The 17,880-nt window shown below is 72.3% G+C and carries 18 protein-coding genes and 4 tRNA genes; 14 read left to right on the plus strand and 8 right to left on the minus strand.

Features of this window, described 5'->3' with window-relative positions; all coding sequences use genetic code 11:
• The first annotated feature begins 124 nt into the window (after window positions 1–124).
• Together ACWEPL_RS10095 and ACWEPL_RS10100 are read left to right on the plus strand one after the other, a co-directional pair.
• On the plus strand, window positions 125–1,057 hold the full coding sequence (locus ACWEPL_RS10095; RefSeq protein WP_452435817.1) for an MBL fold metallo-hydrolase: 933 nt from the start codon (window positions 125–127) through the stop codon (window positions 1,055–1,057).
• Window positions 1,054–2,544, plus strand: a complete 1,491-nt coding sequence (locus ACWEPL_RS10100; protein WP_452435818.1) for a carboxylesterase/lipase family protein — start codon at window positions 1,054–1,056, stop codon at window positions 2,542–2,544. Before ACWEPL_RS10095 ends, ACWEPL_RS10100 begins: the two co-directional genes overlap by 4 nt.
• A gap of 89 nt (window positions 2,545–2,633) precedes the next feature.
• On the opposite strand, the gene ACWEPL_RS10105 is transcribed toward ACWEPL_RS10100, so the two are convergent.
• Entirely contained in the window at window positions 2,634–3,626 is a 993-nt protein-coding gene (locus ACWEPL_RS10105; protein ID WP_452435819.1) for an ABC transporter substrate-binding protein, read from the minus strand.
• A 314-nt stretch (window positions 3,627–3,940) separates the two neighbouring features.
• Between ACWEPL_RS10105 and ACWEPL_RS10110 the strand changes: the two genes are divergently transcribed.
• The 3 genes from ACWEPL_RS10110 to ACWEPL_RS10120 are packed head-to-tail and all read left to right on the plus strand — an operon-like array spanning window position 3,941 to window position 7,551.
• Window positions 3,941–6,754 (plus strand): sensor histidine kinase, encoded by a 2,814-nt coding sequence (locus ACWEPL_RS10110; protein WP_363973733.1) that lies wholly within the window; start codon window positions 3,941–3,943, stop codon window positions 6,752–6,754.
• Window positions 6,751–7,149, plus strand: coding sequence for a roadblock/LC7 domain-containing protein (locus ACWEPL_RS10115; RefSeq protein ID WP_363973731.1), 399 nt, complete (start codon window positions 6,751–6,753; stop codon window positions 7,147–7,149). The genes ACWEPL_RS10110 and ACWEPL_RS10115 overlap by 4 nt, the downstream gene beginning before the upstream one ends.
• 6 nt (window positions 7,150–7,155) lie before the next feature.
• Entirely contained in the window at window positions 7,156–7,551 is a 396-nt protein-coding gene (locus tag ACWEPL_RS10120) for a DUF742 domain-containing protein (RefSeq protein ID WP_363973728.1), read from the plus strand.
• Window positions 7,552–7,587: 36 nt separating this feature from the next.
• On the opposite strand, the gene ACWEPL_RS10125 is transcribed toward ACWEPL_RS10120, so the two are convergent.
• Together ACWEPL_RS10125 and ACWEPL_RS10130 are read right to left on the minus strand one after the other, a co-directional pair.
• Window positions 7,588–8,658 carry an adenylyl-sulfate kinase gene (locus ACWEPL_RS10125; protein WP_452435820.1) on the minus strand — a complete coding sequence of 357 codons (1,071 nt, stop codon included), beginning with the start codon at window positions 8,656–8,658 and terminating at the stop codon, window positions 7,588–7,590.
• Window positions 8,659–8,715: 57 nt separating this feature from the next.
• Window positions 8,716–9,081 (minus strand): YybH family protein, encoded by a 366-nt coding sequence (locus tag ACWEPL_RS10130; protein ID WP_363973722.1) that lies wholly within the window; start codon window positions 9,079–9,081, stop codon window positions 8,716–8,718.
• A 71-nt stretch (window positions 9,082–9,152) separates the two neighbouring features.
• On the opposite strand from ACWEPL_RS10130, the gene ACWEPL_RS10135 reads away from it, so the two are divergent.
• Window positions 9,153–10,061, plus strand: coding sequence for a LysR family transcriptional regulator (locus ACWEPL_RS10135; RefSeq protein WP_452435821.1), 909 nt, complete (start codon window positions 9,153–9,155; stop codon window positions 10,059–10,061).
• Here ACWEPL_RS10135 and ACWEPL_RS10140 read toward each other — a convergent pair.
• Window positions 10,051–11,127: an FAD-dependent oxidoreductase gene (locus tag ACWEPL_RS10140; RefSeq protein ID WP_452435822.1), complete on the minus strand. Its 1,077-nt coding sequence runs from the start codon at window positions 11,125–11,127 to the stop codon at window positions 10,051–10,053. The genes ACWEPL_RS10135 and ACWEPL_RS10140 overlap by 11 nt on opposite strands.
• An 86-nt stretch (window positions 11,128–11,213) precedes the next feature.
• Here ACWEPL_RS10140 and ACWEPL_RS10145 point away from each other — a divergent pair, with 86 nt between their 5' ends.
• Window positions 11,214–11,900 (plus strand): TetR/AcrR family transcriptional regulator, encoded by a 687-nt coding sequence (locus ACWEPL_RS10145; protein WP_363973713.1) that lies wholly within the window; start codon window positions 11,214–11,216, stop codon window positions 11,898–11,900.
• Here ACWEPL_RS10145 and ACWEPL_RS10150 read toward each other — a convergent pair.
• A complete protein-coding gene (locus ACWEPL_RS10150) occupies window positions 11,884–12,636 on the minus strand; it encodes a MerR family transcriptional regulator (protein ID WP_452435823.1) in 753 nt (250 codons plus the stop codon). The genes ACWEPL_RS10145 and ACWEPL_RS10150 overlap by 17 nt on opposite strands.
• Before the next feature lie 224 nt (window positions 12,637–12,860).
• Here ACWEPL_RS10150 and ACWEPL_RS10155 point away from each other — a divergent pair.
• From ACWEPL_RS10155 to ACWEPL_RS10175, 5 genes are all read left to right on the plus strand, one after another.
• Window positions 12,861–12,931 (plus strand) — tRNA-Ala (locus ACWEPL_RS10155).
• Between the two features lie 13 nt (window positions 12,932–12,944).
• Window positions 12,945–13,017: transfer RNA gene (locus ACWEPL_RS10160), tRNA-Leu, on the plus strand.
• 12 nt (window positions 13,018–13,029) lie between these two features.
• Window positions 13,030–13,102 (plus strand) — tRNA-Glu (locus ACWEPL_RS10165).
• 38 nt (window positions 13,103–13,140) lie between these two features.
• Window positions 13,141–13,222, plus strand: a tRNA-Tyr gene (locus ACWEPL_RS10170).
• 241 nt (window positions 13,223–13,463) lie between these two features.
• On the plus strand, window positions 13,464–14,285 hold the full coding sequence (locus tag ACWEPL_RS10175; protein WP_452435824.1) for a nitroreductase/quinone reductase family protein: 822 nt from the start codon (window positions 13,464–13,466) through the stop codon (window positions 14,283–14,285).
• Here the strand turns inward: ACWEPL_RS10175 and ACWEPL_RS10180 are convergent.
• On the minus strand, window positions 14,246–15,004 hold the full coding sequence (locus tag ACWEPL_RS10180) for a nucleotidyltransferase domain-containing protein (RefSeq protein ID WP_363973704.1): 759 nt from the start codon (window positions 15,002–15,004) through the stop codon (window positions 14,246–14,248). The genes ACWEPL_RS10175 and ACWEPL_RS10180 overlap by 40 nt on opposite strands.
• A 108-nt stretch (window positions 15,005–15,112) precedes the next feature.
• Here ACWEPL_RS10180 and ACWEPL_RS10185 point away from each other — a divergent pair, with 108 nt between their 5' ends.
• The gene (locus ACWEPL_RS10185; protein WP_350730611.1) at window positions 15,113–15,562 is read left to right on the plus strand and encodes a MarR family winged helix-turn-helix transcriptional regulator; all 450 of its coding nucleotides are present in this window, start codon (window positions 15,113–15,115) and stop codon (window positions 15,560–15,562) included.
• A gap of 3 nt (window positions 15,563–15,565) precedes the next feature.
• On the opposite strand, the gene ACWEPL_RS10190 is transcribed toward ACWEPL_RS10185, so the two are convergent.
• A complete protein-coding gene (locus tag ACWEPL_RS10190) occupies window positions 15,566–16,219 on the minus strand; it encodes a response regulator transcription factor (RefSeq protein ID WP_363973700.1) in 654 nt (217 codons plus the stop codon).
• A complete protein-coding gene (locus ACWEPL_RS10195) occupies window positions 16,207–17,322 on the minus strand; it encodes a sensor histidine kinase (RefSeq protein WP_350730946.1) in 1,116 nt (371 codons plus the stop codon). The genes ACWEPL_RS10190 and ACWEPL_RS10195 overlap by 13 nt, the downstream gene beginning before the upstream one ends.
• A gap of 141 nt (window positions 17,323–17,463) precedes the next feature.
• Between ACWEPL_RS10195 and ACWEPL_RS10200 the strand changes: the two genes are divergently transcribed.
• The gene (locus ACWEPL_RS10200) at window positions 17,464–17,841 is read left to right on the plus strand and encodes a DUF6069 family protein (RefSeq protein ID WP_452435825.1); all 378 of its coding nucleotides are present in this window, start codon (window positions 17,464–17,466) and stop codon (window positions 17,839–17,841) included.
• Window positions 17,842–17,880: the final 39 nt, after the last annotated feature.

The raw sequence follows: 17,880 nt of genomic DNA on the forward strand, positions 1-17,880 counted from the left end.
GCAACGGGTGCCGGACGGCAGATGCAGTCACCTGTCGCATACCGCTCGACCGGGGCGGCGGCGCACGATGGACGGGCGGCGGCTTCCACCGCGTTCACCACCACTCATCGATCAAGGAATACTCATGATCACCGATCAGATCACCCTGGGTGACGTCACGGTCACGCGGGTGTGGGAGTTCTACGGACCCGTCGCGATGACGCCCGAGACGTTCTTCCCGGAGAGTTCGCCACGCGCCTGGGAGGAGCACGCCTCCTGGCTGGAGCCGCACTTCGTGGACCCTGAGACGCGGATCGTCAACTCCGCGATCCAGACCTGGCTGCTGCGTAGCGAGGGCCGGAACATCCTCATCGACACCGGGGTCGGCAACCACAAGGAACGGCCCTACTCGCCGGTGTGGAGCCGCCTCGACACCGGTTTCCTGGACAACCTGGCCCGCGCCGGCGTACGGCCCGAGGACGTCGACCTCGTGGTGAACACCCACCTCCACGTGGACCACGTCGGCTGGAACACCTACCTGGACGGCCGCGCCTGGGTGCCGACCTTCCCCAACGCCACCTACCTCATGCCCAAGGCCGACTTCGACTTCTGGAACCCGGCGAACGAGCACAAGCCGCTGCTCGGCCGGGGCAACCAGAACGTGTTCGAGGACAGCGTCGCCCCCGTCCACGAGGCGGGCCTGACCACGCTGTGGGAGGACTCGTACACGATCGACGCCAACCTGCGCCTGGAGCCCGCGCCCGGCCACACCCCCGGGTCCTCCGTGGTCGTCCTCGAATCGGGTGCGGACCGCGCGGTGTTCGTCGGCGACCTGCTGCACAGCCCCGTGCAGTTCGTGGAGCCCGACACGAACAGCTGCTTCTGCGAGGACCCTGCCGGGGCCCGCGCCACCCGCCGCAAGGTGCTCGGCTGGGCCGCCGACCGCAACGCCCTGGTCGTCCCCGCACACCTGGGCGGGCAGGGGGCCGCCGAGGTGAGCCGCGAAGGGAGCGGGTTCGCCATCAAGGGCTGGGCGCCGTTCGCACCGCACGCCGAGAGCCTGGAGGAGGCTCGATGAACCACCGTACGCGAGACGCCGCCGTCACCGCGCAGGGCGCCGTACGGGGCCTGCGCCGCGACGGGACAAGCGTTTTCCTGAACATCCCCTACGCCGCTCCACCGGCGGGCGCCGCCCGATTCGCCGCCCCGAGGTCGCACGCCCCTTGGGACGGCGTGCGGGACGCCACCACGCCGGGTCCGACCGCGCCGCAAGCCGAACGCAGGCTCGGCAGCGTGGACATGACCCCGTACTTCGGGCCGGGCTGGATCCCCGGCGAGGACTTCCTGACCGTCAACGTGTGGACGCCGGAAGCCGGCGGCGCGCGGCTGCCCGTGATGGTGTTCGTGCACGGCGGCGGGTTCGTGGCGGGATCCACCCGGTCCGAGATCTACGACGGCGCCGCCTTCGCCCGCGACGGGGTCGTCCTGGTGACGCTGAACTACCGGCTGGGCGTCGCGGGCTTCCTCGACCTGCCCGGAGCGCCCGCCAACCGGGGCCTGCTCGACGTGATAGCCGCCCTGCGCTGGGTACGGGAGAACATCGCCGCGTTCGGCGGCGACCCCGGCCGCGTCACGCTGTTCGGCCAGTCCGCGGGCGCCACGATCGTGGGCGGTGTGCTGGCCGCGCCGCAGGCCGAGGGGCTGTTCCGGCGCGCGATCGTGCAGAGCGGCAGCGGTCTGGGCGCCTTCACGTCCGAGCAGGCCGCCCGCGTGACCCGCGCCGCGGCCCGCACCCTGGGGATCGAGCCGCACGCCGCGGCCTTCGCCGGCGTCCCCGACCAGCGGCTCGTCGAGGTCGTATCCGAACTGTCGGGCATCGACCTGCGGACCGAGACTCACACGGACCCGCTCATCGGGCTCAGCGCATTCAGCGTCGTGCTCGACCGGCAACCGGCCGAGGCGGTCGCCGCGGGCCGCGGCGCGGGGGTGGACCTGCTGGTGGGCACCAACACGGAGGAAGGCAACCTCTATCTGGCGCCGTTCGGGAGCCTGTCCACGTCGACCGCGGCGGACGTGGACGCTGCCGCGGCCCGCTCGCACCCGGATCCGGCCCACCTCGTCGAGACCTACCGCAAGGCCAGGCCGGAGGCGTCCTTCGGGGAACTGCGCTCGGCCATCATGGGCGACGCCCTGTTCGGCGTGGGCAGCCGGCGCCTGGCCGACGCGCACGCGGGACGCGCGGACGCCGCCACTTACCGCTACTCATTCGCGTGGCGCTCGAACGCTCTGGGCGGCGAACTGGGTGCCACCCACGCCGTGGAGCTGCCGTTCGTCTTCGACGTCACCGGGCTGCCCCGGCTGCGTGGCCCCGAGGCCCTGCTCGGGCCGGACGAACCGCCCGCGGAGCCGGCCGCCCGCATGCATGCCGCCTGGGTCTCCTTCGCCACGACCGGCGACCCCGGCTGGGACCGCTACGACACCGGCCGCCGGGCCACCATGCGCATCGACGCGGAATGGAGCCTGGTGGACGACCCGCACGGCGAGGAGCTTCAGGCGTGGCTCTGACCCCATCGGCCCGGGATGCATGCAGTTCGCGGGCACCGCGCCCGGCTGGGGCCGCCGCGAGCTGATCGTCGAGGGGTCGGCCGGCGCGGCTAACCGGGTTGCGGAACGGGTTCGGGGACGACCATGGAGGCCACGTCAACCTTGGACTTCAGGTAGCCGAACTCGTACATCAGGTCCGCCACCCGCTGGATCCGCTTGGGGTTCAGCGAGGTCGGGAAGGTGCCCATCGCCATGGTCATCACCGCCTGCTTGGGCGTCTGCGTGTAGAGCGGGACGACCTCGGCCAGCTCGGCGCGGTTGGTGGCGGCCAGGCGCTGGGCCTTGGCGACCGCGCGCTGGAAGGCGGCGGTGGTCTTCGGATGCTTGCTCACCCACTCCGCCGTGCCGGCCCAGCCGTCGATCGGCAGCGCGTCGGTCGGGCCGGTGTTGGTGTCGAGCAGCAGCCGGGCGCCGGCCTGCTGGGCGGCCGACAGGAACGGCTCCACCATCCACGCCGCGTCCACCTTCTCGCTCGTCAGCGCGCCCAGCTGTGCCTGGAAATCGATGGCGACGAACTTCACCTGTTTCGGCGTTACTTCATACGCCTTCAAATGGGCGCTCATGGACATGGTGCCCAGGTTGTTCAGGGAGTTGACCGCGATCGTCTTGCCTTTGAGGTCTTTGGGGGTCTGCAGCGGGGAGTCCTTGCGTACCACGACGCCGGCGATGCCGGGCGCGCCCTGCAAAGTGTCTGAAAGGATCTTCAATTTGGCGGCGCCGCTGCCCTGGATGTTGATGAGGGAGACGTAGCTGCCCTTGAATATGTCGATGCCGCCGTTGAGGATCTTCGGCATGACCTGCTGCGGGGCCTGGATGATCTCCGTCTTGACGGTCAGGCCCTCGGCCTTGAAGAAGCCCTTGCGATCGGCGATGAACACCGGCGCCGAGGAGGGAGTGGGGCTGACGCCGATGGTCAGCGCGGTCTTCTCCAGGTCTCCCGGCGTGCCCGGGTTCGCCGCGAGGGTGCTGCCGCCGCCGCACCCGGCGAGGGCGGCGGCGGCCAGGAACGCCAGGAACGCGCGAAAAGCAGAACCGGATTCCATTGAGGGTTTCTCCTTGGCGAGTCCACGCATCCGAAAGGCCGCCGGTGATCGTACAGCAGGATCTGCGGCAATTGCCATGAAATATCATGAGTCATGACTCGGTGGAACATTACGGGTTGTCCAAAAGTGTCCTATTTCTGGCAACCTTGGGCAGATAGGAGGGATTCCAGGTCAATCGGCCATTCCAATGGAAGTCATGGTCTTTGTAAGGTTGGCCTACCTCGTCGGTGTGTGCTCAAATTGCTCTTCGTCTCGTGGCGCGCATCACGCGCCTCGCATGCCGGCGTGCGTTCAGGCGACAGAGTGGGGAGCCAGTGACGAAGCAACCGACCGCGCGCCGCCCTCGCCCCCGATTAGCGCACGTCCGCAGGAGGCAGAAGCGCAGGCTGCGACTGCGTGACTGGCGGGTGCGGGCGCGTCTCGTCGCCCTGATCCTCATCCCCACCGGGGTGGGCGTCGTGCTCGGAGCCCAGCAGGTGATCACCTCGTGGGCCGCGGCGGGCCAGTACCAGCGCGTACTGGAGAAGGCCGAGCTCGGTGACACCGTCATCGAGCTGACCCACCAGCTCGCCCGCGAGCGCGACCTCGCGGTCTACTTCGTGGCCACCGGCCGTTCGGCCGCGCGCGCGGAGCCGCTGCGCAGGCAGTTCGCCCCCGTCGACGAGGCGGTCGCCACCGTACGCGCGAAGGCCCAGGCGATCACCCCCGACCACGGCGAGAGCGCCTGGACCATCACCCAGCAGATGATCAGCCGCCTGCCGGAGATCCCCGCGACCCGCGGCATCGTGCAGTCCACCCAGTTGCTCGCGCTGCCGGCGCTGACCAAGTACTCCCAGATCATCAACGCCTTCCAGCAGTTCCACGACCAGATCGCCCAGGGCGGCGACCAGGAGGCCCTGGGCAACAGCGTCCGCGCGCTGGCGGCCCTGTCCAAGGCGCACGACGCCGCCTCGCAGCAGCGCGGCCTGCTCGCCGCGGTGGCCTCGGCGGGCCGCTTCCAGAGCGGCGAGCTCGAACGCTTCATGGCCGCACGGGCCCAGCAGGAGAGCGAGATCGCCGTGTTCAGGTCGGTGGCCACGCTGGACCAGCTGCAGACCTACGACGACACCGTCACCGGCACGCTGGTGGACCGCGCCGAGGCGATCAGGCTGCGCGCGCTGGCCCAGGTCACCGAGGGCGGCCGGGTCGATCTCGACCCGGGTCGCGAGGACGACGCCGAGCGCTGGTTCGAGGCGATCAGCGGCACCGTGGACGGCATGTGGACCGTCCAGCGGCGGCTCGGCGAGTCGATCAACGTGCAGAGCCGCACGCTGCAGGACTCCGCGCGCCGCGACGCGCTGCTGGCCGCCACCTACAGCCTCCTGCTGCTGCTCGCGGTCCTGATGGTCACCGCCATCATGGCCCAGTCGCTGGTCAGGCCGCTGCGCCGGCTGCGCACCGAGGCCCTGCACATCGCCGGGGTACGCCTGCCCCGGACCGTGCGCTCGCTGCACGAGGCCGGCGACGAGACCACCGTGGCCATCCCGCCCATCGGGGTCGACTCCCTGGACGAGGTCGGCGAGGTCGCGCGGGCCTTCGACGAGGTCCACCGCGAGGCCGTCCGGCTGGCCGGCGAGGAGTCCAGGCTGCGCGCCAACGTCAACGCCATGTTCGTCAGCCTGTCCAGGCGCAGCCAGACCCTGGTGCAGCGGCAGATCAAGCTCATCGACGGGCTGGAGCGGGGCGAGCAGGACGAGCAGCGGCTGGCCAGCCTGTTCACGCTCGACCACCTGGCCACGCGCATGCGGCGCAACAACGAGAACCTGCTGCTCCTGGCCGGTCAGGAGCCTCCCAGACGCTGGAACAAGCCGGTCAGCGTGGCCGACGTCGTACGCGCCTGCCTGTCGGAGGTGGAGAACTACGAGCGGGTCACGCCCCGGGTCGCCACCCGCAGCGCCGTCTCGGGGCAGGCGGTCAACGACATCATCCACCTGCTGGCCGAGCTGGTGGAGAACGCGCTGTCGTTCTCGCCCCAGACCACGTCCGTCGTCGTCACCGCCGCCGCCATCGAGGGCGGCGGCGCCGTGCTGTCCATCACCGACAGCGGCATCGGCATGGTCCCCGACGAGCTGGCGCAGGCCAACGAGCGCCTCTCCAACGTGCCCACGGTGGACGTGTCGGTCTCGCGGCGCATGGGGCTGTTCGTGGTCGCCCGGCTGGCCCACCGCCACGGCATCCGGGTGCAGCTGCACCTCAACGACTCCAAGGGGCTGACCGCGACGGTGTTCCTGCCGGAGGCGCTGCTGCAGCCGCCCGCCCAGCCGACGCCGGCGGCGTCCTTCGGGCGGCCGTTCGACATCTCCGACTCCTGGGTCACCCCTCCCCCGCCCGTGGTCCCGTCCCCGCGGCCGTACTCGCCGGCCGTGGGGACGGGTTCGGCCGACTGGCCGTCGTTCGCCACCGATCCCGGGCCCGACACGTCCTCGGCGGACTGGTCGGCGGCCTCCATCTGGCCGGGGATGTTCGACACGCCCGGGGCCAGGGCGCGCTTCGACCTCCTGCGCGGCGGCCCGGGCCCGGTCCCGGGAGGCCCGTCCTTCGGCGGCACGGCCCCAGGCCCGGTCCCGGGAAGCCCGGCGTTCGGTGGCGCGGCGCCGGGCCCGATCGCGAGCGGTCCAATCGCGAGCGGCCCGGTCCCAAACGGGGCCGTCCCCGCCAGGGCTATCTCCGTGGATCCGCTCGGCACGGGGCTGGGCGTCGCGCCCGTCCCCGACCCCGACGGCTACCTGCCGATCTTCGCGGCGGTGAAGTCGGCCTGGTTCAACCACGACACCTCCGACGGCGCCTGGAGCTCGCCCCAGGCCGACGCCGGGTGGAGCGCGGCCGAGGCCGCCGCCAGCCCGGCCAACGACGGCACCACCGCCTCCGGCCTGCCCAAGCGCGTGCCCAAGGCCAATCTGGTGCCCGGCAGCGCCGACAATCCCTCGGTACCCAAGGGCGTCGCCCCCATCCCGCAGATCTCGCCCGAGCAGGTCCGCGACCGCATGGCCAGCTACCAGCAGGGGTTCCGAGCGGCCCGCGACGACATCTGCATGCGCAGCATCCCTCCCTTCGATGCAGGGAGCACGACCCGCGAGGAAGGCCCATGACCCGCAACAGCAATCTCGACTGGCTGATCACCGACTTCGCCCGGTCGGTCCCCGGCGTCGCCCACGCGGCGGTCGTCTCCTCCGACGGGTTGCCGCTCGCCGTCTCGGCCGGTTTCCCGCCCGAACGCGCCGAGCAACTGGCCGCCGTCGCCTCGGGCCTGGCCAGCCTGACGCAGGGCGCGGCCACGCTGTTCGAGGGCGGGCCGGTCGTCCAGACCGCCATTGAGATGCAGCGCGGGCTCATGCTGAACGTGGCCATCAGCGACGGCTCCTGCCTGGCCGTGCTGGCCACCCCCGACTGCGACATGGGCGTGGTGGCGTACCAGATGACGCTCCTGGCCGACCGGGCCGGACAGGTGCTCACCCCGGCCCTTCGCGCCCGGCAGTCCTGGTGAGTGGACATGACCGACCCGCCCTGGAGCGGCGGCTGGCGGCCGCCGCCCGACCCCGACGAGCAGGACCCGGATTCGCCGGTCCGGCCTTACGCCGTCACCGGCGGGCGCACCGCGCCGCGCATCAAGCTGGCGATGGAGGCCCTGGTGTGCTCCGCCGACGCGCCGCCGCACACCTTCGCCCTGATCACGCCCGAGTACGCCGCCATCAGCGAGCTGTGCCGGCAGGTCCGGTCGGTGGCCGAGGTGGCGGCGGTGCTGCAGATCCCGCTCGGGGTCGCCCGCGTCCTGATCGCCGACATGGCGGCCGAAGGGCTGCTGCACCTGTACCACCCGCGCCTGCCCGGCGGGCGGCCGGAGGCCGGCCTGCTGGAACGGGTGCTCAGCGGGCTGCAGCGGCTCTGAGCCCGGCGTCCACGGGCTGACGGCCGCCACGCCGCCTCACGCGCCGGCGGGACGGCCCGGCCAGGCGGCCAGCACCTCTTCGGCGAGTTCCGCCGCCGACCGGCCGTCGGTGTCGAGGCGGAGGTCGCCCGCGCCGGCGTGCTCCAGGGCCTCGGCCTCACGGGCCGCCCGTTCGGCGGCCCGCCGCAGTGCGCCGGGATCCAGCCCCTTCAGCTCGTCGCCGGGGATGGCCGGCCCTCCGCCCTGCCCGCGCAGCATCACCCGTTCGGCCAGCGTGCCGGGTCCGGCGTGCAGGCGGCACACCGTCAGCGCGGCTCCGGGGAGGGAGTCCGCGTAGGTGTCGAGGCCGGCGTCGCCGGAGACGATCAGGCAGCGGGCTCCGGCGGCCCGGTAGCCGGACCACAGGGCGGCGAGGTTGCCCGCTCTGAGCCGCCGGGCGTCCTCGGTGACGGGACGGAGCACGCCGATCTGCTGGAGATCGACGTAGGCGGCCGGGACGCCGCTCCTGATGAGGCGCGAGAAGACCTCGTACGCGACCGTGGACTTGCCGACGGCGGTCGCGCCGGAGAACCACAGCACCGGCACCCGCGCGAGCGGCCATCCCCCGGCCCGGGCGAGGACCGTCCTGGCCGCCTCCGCAATCGAGAGCCCGTCGGTGTCCACGCACACATCGGCGAAGTCCGTACGCTCCAGGGCCTCCGCATCCGCGATGGCCTGCTCGACCAGGTCGGGACGCCAGCCCCTGGCGAGGAAGCGCTCCTTGAGCTCGGCCTGGCCGACCCGCAGCCGGCACAGCGTCAGCGCGGCGTCCGGGAGCAGCCGGGTGTACTGGCGGACCTCTTCGTCGGTGAAGACGAAGCCCGACAGGACCACGCACTGGGCGCCTTCCCGGCGGAAGTTCGGCCACATCGCCGCCAGGTGGCGCGCCCGTACGGGGTGCGTGCCGCCTTCGGGGAGCGGGTGGAACATGCTGATCTGGTCGCCGTCGACGAACGCCGTCCTGACGCCGCTCCGGCTGAGCTGGTTGAACACCTCCCAGCCGACCGTCGACTTGCCGACGCCCGACGGACCGCAGAGCCACAGCAGGGGCAGCCGATCATCGCTCATCCACGCGACCGTAGTCGGCCCCCGCCCCGCCCGGCGACCCCTTTTCGGAGGGCAGGGTCAGCGGGTGGGCGGGACGAACTCGGGCTGGTCGATCACGCGCAGCCAGCTCCCGTCCGGCTGGCGGCGTACGACCTGGGCCCGCGCCCCGGCCCCGTCCCTCGGCGGGGTGGAGGTGAGCGCGATGTCGCCGTGGATCAGCGTCGGCAGCGGCTGCTCGGGCTCGAAGTGCGGCCGCCCGGCCAGCACCTTCTCCCACAGCTCGCGGATCGCCTCCCGGCCCACCGTCTGGCTGCCCGGCGGGTAGGCCAGCACCGCGTCCTCCTCGTACAGCGCCGCCACCCCGGCCGCGTCACCGGCGTTGGACCGCTCGACGAACAGGCGGGTGATCTCCTCCGGCCGCATGGCCTTCTCGTATTCCGTCATGTTTTCCACCCTGCCCGGCCACCCATCAGAAGTCCAACAGATGGTTCTGATGGAAGCTAGAATCTCTGGTTATGGAACTGAGGCAGCTGGAGTACTTCGTCGCGGTCGCCGAGGAGCAGAACTTCACCCGGGCCGCCGAGCGGGTGCACATCAGCCAGTCCGGCGTCAGTGCCCAGATCCGCCAGCTCGAGCGCGAGCTCGGCGCCGAGCTGTTCGACCGCTCGGGCCGCACCGCGACGCTGACCGTCGCGGGCCTGGCGGCTCTGGAGCACGCCCGGGCCGCGCTCGCGGCGGCAGGGGCGGTCGGCGAGGCGGTGGGCGAGGTGACCGACCTGATCCGGGGGCGGCTCACGGTCGGGATGGTGATCGGCTGCACGGTCACGCCGCTGTTCGACGCGCTCGCCGCCTTCCACCGGGCGCATCCCGGTGTGGAGCTCTCCCTGCTGGAGGACAACTCGGACCGCCTCATCGACGGGGTCCGCGCCGGCACGATCGACCTGGCCCTGGTGGGCACGGCCACCGACGCCCTCGACGGGCTGGAGGCGCTCACGATCATCAGCGAGCGCCTCGTCGTGACCGTCCCGCCCGGCCACCCCCTGGCCGAGCTGCCCCAGGTCGGCCTGCGCGACCTGGAGGCGCACCCGATCGTGTGCATGCCGCCCGGCACCGGGCTGCGCGCGGTGTTCGACCGGGCCTGCGTCGCGCAGGGCCGCAGGCCCGTGATCGCCCTGCAGGCCAGCGCCGCCGACGCCATCGCCGACCTCGCCGCCCGCGGCGTCGCCGTCGGCGTCCTCAGCGACTCCATGGCCGCCCGCCACCGCGACCGGCTCGTCGCCCGCACCATCGCCGACGTCGAGGCGCCCGCCCTGCTGGCGCTGGTCTGGCGCACCGGCCACGGCCCGGCCGTACGGGAGCTCCTGGCCCGCGGCCGGCAAGCCTTCGGGACCTCCGCCGCGACCACGGCAGCGGTCAGCCGGTGAGCTCGCTGAAGAGACGCAGGGCCCCCTTGACGCCTTCCGGGGAGAAGAGAGCGTCGAGGCCGTCGGTGGCGAAGCGGGCCAGGCGCGCCGCACGGGGGAACATGACGCTCTCGTAGGCGCGGACCGCCGCGTCCACGTCGGGCTCGGCGGCCAGGGCGTCGGCCAGCTCGGCGCCGTCGAGCATGGCGAGGTTGGCTCCCACGCCCAGCGGCGGCATCAGGTGGGCGGCGTCGCCCAGCAGCGTGCGGCCCGGGGTGTGCGGCCAGGAGTGGCCGACGGGCAGCGTGAACAGCGGGCGGGACTCGAACGGCTCGTCGGCCTCCAGCAGGAGCGCGCGTACGCTCTCCGCCCAGCCGTCGAACATCGACAGCACCTCGGAGACCGGCCGGTCCTGAGGACCGCGGTAGGCGGCGTAGACGCGGATGCGGCCGTTGCTGTTGCGCTGGGCGAGCACGGCCTTGTCGGGGCCGTAGGCCGACATGGTGCCGTTGCCGACCATGCGCGCCAGTTCGGGGTGGCGGGCCTCCTCGAAGCCGGTCTCGACGAAGCTGACGCCGGTGTAGGCGGGCGTCACCTCCGACAGGCCGGGACGCACCCGGGACCAGGCCCCGTCCGCGCCCACGACCAGGTCGAACTCCTCGCTGGAGCCGTCAGGGAAGAGCACGCTCCGCCCGGCGGCCCCCTCCACGGCGTGGCCCCAGCGGATGGTGCCGTCGGCGAGCGAGCCGATGAGCAGGCCGCGCAGCTGCCCCCGGTCGATCTCCGGCATGCTCTCGTCGCCGTCGGCGGGCTGCTCGTGGTGGAGCAGGGTCCCGTGCTCGTCGTGGATCCGCTTCTCCTGCCCTTCCGGCCGGGCCAGCGCGCGGAACTCGTCGAGCAGCCCGGCCTTGGCCAGCGCGGTCTGCCCGGAGCCCGCGTGCATGTCGAGGGTGCCGCCTTGGGATCGGGAATCGGGTGACGGCTCGCGTTCGAAGACGGTGGCGGGCAGGCCGTGGACCTGCAGGACGCGGGCCAGGGTGAGGCCGCCGAGCCCGGCTCCGACGACGGCAATGCGGGGAGAGGTCATGGGACGATCCTTTCGATACAGTGTATTGGTCAATACACTGTATCGACCATAGACGGTGTATTCTCGTTACTCAAGGAGGTGAGCCCATGCTCGTCTGGGAGCGGCCCGAGCCGCCGAGCAGGCCCACGCCGAGCCCGCTGAGCAGGGAGCGGATCGTGCGCGCGGCCATCGACCTCGCCGACCGCGAGGGGCTCGACGCGGTGTCGCTGCGCAAGGTCGCCGCCGCGCTCGACGCGGGCCCCATGCGCCTGTACGGCTACCTGTCCACCAAGGAAGAGCTGCTGGACCTCATGGTGGACGAGGTGTACGGCGAGATCGTGCCGTCAGAGCCGCCCGGCGGCGACTGGCGGGCGGCGCTGCGGGATCTCGCCCGGCTCACCAGGCAGGCGGCGCTGCGCCACGAGTGGTTCGCCGACCTGCTGGGCGGGCGGCCCAATCTGGGGCCCAACGCGCTGGCCTACCTGGAGACCTCCCTGGCCGCGCTGGGGGACGTGCCGGTCGCCACGGTGATGCGGGTCGTCGGCACCGTCAACGCGTACGTGATGGGCGCGGTCCGCCTCGAGATCACCGAGCGGCGGGCCGAGCGCGCCAGCGGCCTGGACGAGCGGGAGTGGCAGAGCACCGTCGGCCCGTACCTCACCCGGATGCTGGCCACCGGCCGCTACCCGGCGGTGGCCAGGGTCGTCACGGGCGACGACGTCCAGCCCGACTTCGACGAAGGTCTCGACTGGGTGCTCGACGGGGTCGCCCCGCGCGTCACCGGCGCGCCATGATCCGCATCGCCTGCCGTACGACCTCGGCCTGCGCGGGGGCGAGCCCGTCGAGGAACGGCTCGACCGCCGCCGGGTCCCAGTCGGGCGGGCCGGAGCCGGCCAGCAGGTGCACCATGCTGTAGTCGGCCAGCGACTCCGCCAGCGGCCCCACCCGCGGATCGTCCGGTGAGGCGTCGGCCAGCGCGTCGAGCCTGCGGTAGAAGTCGTGGCCGCGTGCCGTCATCTCGGGGTCGGCGGCCAGCGCGTCGAACATCCCGAACGCCCGCTTCCGATCGCCGCTCGTCGCCATGCTGTCCATCAGCACCAGCAGATCGCGGTCCCAGGCCGCCGCCTTCGACGCCGGGAGCTCCACCGTGCGCAGGAACGCCAGCAGATCGGGCGATGAGGTGTCGTCGGGGCCCAGCGACCCGGTCTCGGCCTGCTTGAGCACCTCGGCCAGCCGCCCGCGGCGCAGCTGGATCTCGTGCTCCTGGCGGGCCAGGTCCGCGTCGATCTCGGCGAGGATGTCGGACAGCTCGCGGGAGCGGTCGTCCGCGATGACGTCGCGCGCCTCCTCCAGGCTCAACCCGAGCTCCACCAGGCGCCGCACGCGGGCCAGGGCGATGGCGTCGCGCATGCCGTACTCGCGGTAGCCGTTAGCCAGGCGCGGCGGCTCCGGCAGGATGCCTTGCTGGTGGTAGTAGCGCACCGTCCGGGTGGACACCCCGAGCAGCGCGGCGAGCTCTCCGATCCGCATACCCCACGATAAATCAATGGCAGGTGCCACTGCGCACCGGCTACTGTCAGGTTCGTCGGAAGAACGAAAGGAAAGGCCTCCCATGCGATTCGCAGCCGAACGCCACTATCGCCGGGGCGCGGCGTACGGCGGCGCGCTCGCGCTGGCCGGGCGGCTTTCTGGGTAATCCCCCGTCAGGATTCTCCAGAGGCCGCCGGGCAATCCACCGGGCGGCCTTTCTCTTTGGGCTGATGGTGAAAAGGCATCACACCTGCCTTGCAAGCAGGAGTTCAGGTTTCGAGATCCTGTCGGTCCACGTCAGCACCGGCACGTCCGTAGCCCAATGGCAGAGGCACCGGTCTAAGGAACCGGACGGTGCGGGTTCGAATCCCGCCGGACGTACGTAAGAAAAAGGCCCCGTTGGTCCAGCGGTCAGGACGCCCGGCTTTCACCCGGGAAATCGCCGGTTCGAGTCCGGTACGGGGTACGGCCTGCCGTTTCTCGGCCCGAAAAACCATCGACAATGCGCGAGCTGGGCACATTGGTGAGCCCACCCGGCTGTAAACCGGACGCCTCGGCTGTGGCGGTTCGACTCCGTCCTCGCGCACTTCCTCCGGGCGAGTTGACATCCGTCGCGGATCAACGTGTAATGGCCGTCGCGTCGCGTGACGCCGGCCGTGCGGACGGCGGCGGCATGGAGGCGCCGAAACCAAAGGGGATGAGGCCGATGACTTCTCACATCGCTGGGCCTGCCTGAACGCAGCTGACCCGCGCACGCCGTTCCGGCGTGCTCTGACGGGTTTCCCAGGTCATCGAAGAACCCATCCCGCTTTGGAGCGAATACACGCATGCCCATTGACTTCAACCAGCAGATCATCGACGAGTTCCGGGCCAACAGCGGCCAGGTCGGCGGCATGTTCGAGGGAGCCAGGCTGCTCCTTCTGACGACCGTCGGAGCGCGCACGGGCGCGCGCCACACGACGCCCCTCGGCTACCTGCCCGACGGCGAGCGCAACCTGATCATCGCCTCGGCCGGCGGCGCGCCGCGGCACCCGGCGTGGTACCACAACCTGGTCGCCAACCCGCAGGTCGGCGTGGAGGACGGCGTCTTCACCTACCAGGCGAAGGCGGTCGTGCTGGAGGGCGAGGAACGCGACCGGATGTTCGCCCGCGCCGTGGAGGCCGACCCCGGCTGGGGGCGGTACCAGGAGAACGCGGGCCGCGTCCTGCCCGTGGTCGCGCTCCTCCCGATCTTCGACGGGCCGCCGCCGGGCCGCCTGGGCGACGCGCTCAAGCTGGTGCACGACGCCTTCCGCAGGGAGCTGGCCCGCATCCGCACCGAGGTCGCCCGGTCCGGCCCGCGCCTCGGCGCGCAGCTGCGCGTCAACTGCCTGACCATGTGCAACAACCTGCACGAGCACCACACGCGCGAGGACGGCTCCGTCTTCCCCGCGGTGGAGGGGCGCTATCCGGAGTTGGAGCCGGTGATGGCCCGGCTGCGCGCCGAGCACGAGACCGTCCAGCGGCTGCTGGAAGAGCTCCAGACGCTCCTCCGCGACGACGACCTGTCCCCCGGCACGCTGCTGGCGGAGGTCGAACGGCTCACCCGCGAGGTCGAGGCCCACCTCGACTACGAGGAGGAATACCTCGTACCGCTGCTGAACGGCTGATCCCCCACGACGGGTGGCGAGGTCCGCGGGTCCCAGTGGGCGATGCGGACCTCGCGCAGCCACGCTTCGACCGTCGCCTCATCGGGCTGGTCGGGCAGCGGCGTGCGCACGGTGTCGAACGCCTCCTCGGTGGCCGCCAGGAGAGCTTGGGCCTCTTCCAGGCTGCCGGCGGCGACCCTCTCCCCGAAGGCGCGGATCGCCTCGGGGTCGGGGAGCCGGATCGGCAGGTGGCCGGTCTCGTACAGCTCTCGCCCCTGGTGCAGGAGGCGGGCGAGGTGGCGGGCATGCTTGCTGGTCCGCTTGCGGGTGTCGGCCGAGAACGAGCCGTCGCCGCGCTGGTCGAGGCGTTTGAACTGCTGGGTGGCGTACCCGAGGTAGGCGTTGCGGACCCGCGGGCCGGACAGGAACGCGGTCCTGATGGCGATGAGCTGGTCGCCGAGCGGGGTGCGGGTCTCGTACAGGTCGTCGGGCAGCCAGACCAGCTCCGTCACGGTCGGGTTGCCTCCCAGCGCCAGCGAGCACCACTTGCCGACCTCGTGGAGCGAGCGGTCGGGATTCGTCTGGACGATGCTCTCCTTGGGCCGGGACAGGCCGACCATGTCCAGCGTGGGGGTGGCGAAGACGCCGAGCCGGTCGACGTCGGAGTCGGGCCCCGCCAGGCCGTAGGCGGTGGAGCCGACGACTCCGGCGAGCAGCACGTTGCTGGGGGTGTTGGTCACGGGATGCCCTTCGAGTCGCGCGCTTCCGTCGAAGATAGGGCAAATGATCAAATTTTGCGGCCGTTCGTGGGTCAGCGCAGCTCAAACAAGATTCGGTATGTTCTCGGCGTGGACGACACCTCGCGCGACGATCTCGACGTGGACGCCTTCACCACGGCGATCGAGCACTTCAACCGCTTCTACATCCGGCTCCCCGTGCTGGAGAAGCTGCCGTTCACGACGCTGTCGGTGCTGGACACGCTCGCGTTCAGCGACGGCCCGATGCGGCTGACCGACCTGACCAGGACCGAGCAGGTCAGCCAGCCCGGCATCACCCAGCTCATCACCCGGCTGGAGCGCGACGGCCTGGTGGAACGCCGCCCCGACCCGACCGACGGCCGCGCCGTGCTCGTCCACATCACCGAGGCCGGCCGCCGGATCGGCCGCTCCCGCCACGACGACCGCACCCGCCACCTGGCCCCGCTCATGGCCCGGCTGACCCCCGAACAGCGCCGCGCGATCGCCGCCGCCCTGCCCGCCCTGACCCGCCTCGCGGACCTCGGCCACGAAAGCCCCTGATGCTCAGGCGAGGCCCGCGTCGTGGGCGAGGAGCGCGATCTGGGTGCGATTGTCCAGGTCGAGCTTGGTGAGGATGTTGGACACGTGCGCCTTCACCGTCGTGATGCCCATGGCGAGCTCCGCGGAGATGTCCGCGTTCGTCCGGCCGCGCCCGATCGCGAGGGCGACCTCGTACTCGCGAGGGGTGAGGGCGGCCAGCGCGGCGCGGGCCCGCTCGTAGGCCCCGGCCTGGGCGACGGTGCGCTCCATCAGCCGCCGCGTGATGCGCGGGGACAGGATCGGCTCGCCCGCCGCGACCCGGGTGACCGCCTCCACGATCTGCGGCGGCGGGGTGTCCTTGAGCAGGAACCCGCTGGCGCCGGCGCGCAGCGCGTGCAGGATGTTCTCGTCGGTGTCGAAGGTGGTCAGCACGATCACCTCCGGCGGACGGGCGCGGGCGCGGAGCCGGCGGGTGGCGGTGATGCCGTCCAGCCGCGGCATCCGCAGGTCCATGAGCACGACGTCGGGCGAGTGGGCGTCGGTGGCGGTGATGGCCTCCTGGCCGTCGGCCGCCTCGCCGACGACCGCGATGCCCGCGGCGCCGTCCAGCATCATGGACAGCCCGGCACGGACCAGGGCGTCGTCGTCGACCAGGAGCACGCGGATCACGCGGGCCATGGTAGCCAGGCCTGGAGCCGGAACCGCCCCTCGGTGCTCTGGTGGTCCAGTTGCCCGCCGGCCAGCCGTACCCGTTCGGTGAGCCCGACCAGGCCGACGCCGCTGCCGGGCGTGGTCGGCGCCGAGCCGGGCGGGGGCAGCGGGTTGCTGACGTCGATCAGCAGGCGCGTGCCGGGAGCGCCGCGCAGCAGCACCTCCACCGGCTGGCCGGGGGCGTGCTTGCGGGCGTTGGTCAGCCCCTCCTGGACGACCCGGTAACCGGTCCGTCCGGCGGCGGGCGGGGCGGCGCCGCCGGTCTCGTCGCTGACCTGTACGTCCTGACCGGCGTGGCGCGCTTCGGCGACCAACCGCGCCAGGTCGGCCAGCGTGGGCTGGGGTTCGAGCTCGTCCAGGAGGTCGTCGTCCTCGCGCAGCAGGCCGATCACCTGGCGCAGCTCCTCCAGCGCCTGGTGGACGCCGGAGCGGACCACCCCGGCGGCCCGGGCGAGCTGGTCGGGCGAGGAGTCGGGCCGGTACTCCAGCGCCCCCGCGTGGGTGGCCACCAGCGACAGGCGGTGGGCCAGTACGTCGTGCATCTCCCGGGCGAGCCGGCGGCGCTCGGCCATGCGGGCCTCGGCGACGCGCCTGCCCTGCTCGGCTTCGGCGCGGCGGGCGCGTTCGTGCAGCGAGATGAGCAGGGCGCGGCGGGAACGGGCCAGCGCGCCCCAGCCGAGCAGCGCCCCGTACGCGGCGCAGATCAGCAGCAGCCACCAGCCGAGGGAGATGCCGGAGTTCGGCCGCCACAGCCCCTGGACCAGGTGGGCCGCCATGCCCGTCGCCGCCACCGCCGCCGCGACGGGCCAGCGCCTGCGCTGGGCCACCTGCAGCGCCCCCGTCGTCGCCGCCGGCGTGGCCACCGGGGAGACCACGGCGAGCAGGGCGGCGGCGAGCGCGCCGGAGACCGGCCACCACAGCTGGGCGAGCGCCGCGACCAGGCTCAACACCGCGACCGCGACATCCGGCCAGAGCAACGGCCCGTCGCTCTGCCCCCACAGCGTCACGCCGGTCAGGCCGCCCACCCCGAGGGCCATGACCGCCACGGCCAGGGGCTGCTGGGGCCGCATCTTGCTCACCGGCCAAAGGTTAGTCGCCGGTACGAAGGAGCCATCACCTACTAAGGGAGGACCCGTACCCCACCGGGGACGGACAGAGCGCGACCGCGGGCCCGATGTGGCGACCCACCCGGGCAGGCGAGGCTGAGCGGCGTGAACACCTCCCTCAGAAGACTGCTCCTCACCGTGATCGGCGCGCCCGCGGCCGCCCTGGCCGTGTGGGCCCTGGCGGTGCCGCTGGCCGGCGCCGCACTGACCGTGCGGGCGGGCGGCGGCACGCAGACCGTCGGCCCGGTGTCGGTCATCGTCGCGAGCCTGGTGGCCGGGCTCGCGGGCTGGGCGCTGCTGGCCGTGCTGGAGCGACGGGTCGCCCGGCCCGGCCGCGTCTGGACGATCACCGCCCTGGTCGTGCTCGTCCTGTCCCTGTCCGGCCCGCTCGGCAGCGCCGTCGGTCTCGCCGCGACGCTGGTGCTGATGCTGTTGCACCTGGTCGTCGGCGCCGTGATCGTCGCGGGGCTGGCACGGCGCTGAACCTGCCCTACGGGTACCTCCGTGGCGGGGGTGATCGGG

This window comes from Nonomuraea sp. NPDC004186 (assembly GCF_053603495.1).